Below are 2,435 nucleotides of genomic sequence, written 5' to 3'. Positions count from 1 at the left end.
ATTTTAAATATTGAGGACATTATTTCAATTTACTGATTCTAATGTCAAAATGATTACTTTGATTCCATCTATTTACATATGATTTAGTAATTAAAATCTAGGAGGCAAAAAATTGGATTATCGAATTGAAAAAGATTCAATTGGTGAGATAAAAGTACCCGTAAATAAACTTTGGGGAGCTCAAACGCAGCGAAGTTTTGAGAACTTTAAAATCGGTACTGAAAAAATGCCTATTCAATTAATTTATGCTTTGGCATTAATTAAAAAGAGTGCTGCAATTACAAATAAGAAACTAGGAAAATTGGATAGTGAAAAAGCAGATGCAATCATTGGTGCCGTAGATGAAATATTAAAAGGTAAGCTTGACAATCACTTTCCACTTGTTGTTTGGCAAACAGGAAGTGGTACACAAACAAATATGAATGTTAATGAAGTAATCGCTCATCGTGGGAATGAGTTCTTAGCAGAAAATGGAAACAATAAAAGAATTCATCCAAATGATGATGTCAATATGTCTCAAAGTTCGAATGATACATTTCCAACAGCAATGCATATTTCAAGTGCTCTTGCCGTAAATGAGCAATTGCTTCCAGCTTTAATAAATTTAAAAATGACATTAAACGAAAAGATGAATAAATTTAAAGAAATTATAAAAATTGGCCGAACACATTTGCAAGATGCAACACCTATAACACTAGGACAAGAGATAAGTGGTTGGCATCGCATGCTTGAAAAAAATGAAGAAATGATAGTAGATAGTATAAAGTTTATTGCTGAATTAGCTATTGGTGGGACAGCTGTTGGTACAGGAATCAATGCGCATCCGAGTTTTGGAACGATGATGGCTGAAGAAATTAGTTTGTTAACTGGACTACATTTTATTTCTGCAGAAAATAAATTCCAAGCATTAACAAGTCATGATGAAATCGTTTATGCTCATGGTGCTTTAAAAGCATTGGCGGCAGATTTAATGAAAATAGCGAATGATGTCCGCTGGATGGCAAGTGGTCCAAGAAGTGGTATAGGTGAAATAACCATTCCATCAAACGAACCAGGAAGTTCAATTATGCCAGGGAAAGTAAACCCAACCCAATCTGAAGCACTGACTATGGTTGTCACTCAAATTATGGGAAACGATATGACAATAAGCTTTGCTGCTAGTCAGGGAAACTTTGAATTAAATGTGTTCAAACCAGTTATTATTTATAATTTTCTGCAGTCAGTTCGATTACTTTCAGACGCAATCAGTTCATTTGACGATCACTGTGCAAAAGGCATAGAAGCAAATATAGAAGTGATTGAAAAAAATCTAAATCGATCACTTATGCTCGTGACCGCATTAAATCCTCATATTGGTTATGAAAAAGCAGCAACAATAGCCAAGTTAGCATTTAACGAAAATTTGACACTTAAAGAAGCTGCATTAAAAACGGGTTATTTATCAGAAGACGAATTCGATCGAATGATAAGACCAGAAAATATGATTTAGTTAGATTTTGAATACTAAATAGAATCAAAAAATCCTGATGGCCACTTTAGACCATCAGGATTTTTTTTCAATTTTCATATACCATCAATTAAACATCTATCAACTTTTCAATATTTGTTCACCGATTTTAGAGGATCTATCTTAAAAAAATTATCATAAATTCACATTAAGTTCACATCAATAGATTATAATCACTTTATCCTTAAATATTATTTAAAAAGAAAGAAGGCGGATTATTTGAAGCCCATTAAAACAATTCCACCAGATGAAATGCAAAAATTTGAAGATAAACTAAAAAAACACAATTGGATTTTAATGTTAATAACAGTAATCACTATACCATTTATCGTAAGTAACATGTAAAAAAAGAAAAGTACTAATACTGTTTTCTTTCTTACATATGCCCCCCAAAAAAGAATAGATCTAAAAAAGCCAAGAATTTTTTCTTGGCTTTTTTATTTTTAATTTATTTAACTTGTTTAAAGCCAACAAGCCAAATGTTTACAACTTTGAAACAACCTGTGACAAAAACTGAAACATTTAAAAACTATGATACATATATAAGTTTTCTGGAGTGTGATATATGAAAAATAAAAATTGCTAAATGTAACGTTACTAATACTTAACAATAGTTAGTTTTGGAATCTTCAAGGCCAGCTATTAGTTAAGTAATTTAATATAAATAAGGAGAGAGCCTATGTCTAATAAGATTATTTGGATACTTTTGGGAATGTTATTAATCCTTATCCTCATACCGAAAGCCAATGCAACTACATTTAAGTTTAATTTTAACAATAATGAGTTCTCAAATTATATAGATCAAGTGAACTTAAACACAAAAAAGGCTACTTATGGTCAAACGATTGAGATTAGTTTAAAAACGAAAAAAAGTGGTGAAAAAGTTTCACTAACATTTTCAAATGGTACGAATCGAAAAGAAATTTCT

General features: G+C 30.8%; 2 protein-coding genes. Both read left to right on the top strand.

What is annotated here, in order from left to right:
• Positions 1 to 112: 112 nt before the first annotated feature.
• Positions 113 to 1,489: a class II fumarate hydratase gene (fumC, locus tag CN514_RS11395; RefSeq protein ID WP_098232679.1), complete on the top strand. Its 1,377-nt coding sequence runs from the start codon at positions 113 to 115 to the stop codon at positions 1,487 to 1,489.
• Between the two features lie 697 nt (positions 1,490 to 2,186).
• A partial coding sequence (locus tag CN514_RS11390) for a hypothetical protein (RefSeq protein WP_141529355.1) occupies positions 2,187 to 2,435 on the top strand: 249 nt, incomplete at its 3' end.

Source organism: Bacillus sp. AFS001701 (assembly GCF_002559405.1).
Classification (GTDB): Bacteria; Bacillota; Bacilli; order Bacillales; family Bacillaceae_G; genus Gottfriedia.
The sequence above is the reverse complement of the archived record's forward strand: the minus strand, read 5'-3'. Positions and strand labels throughout refer to the sequence as shown.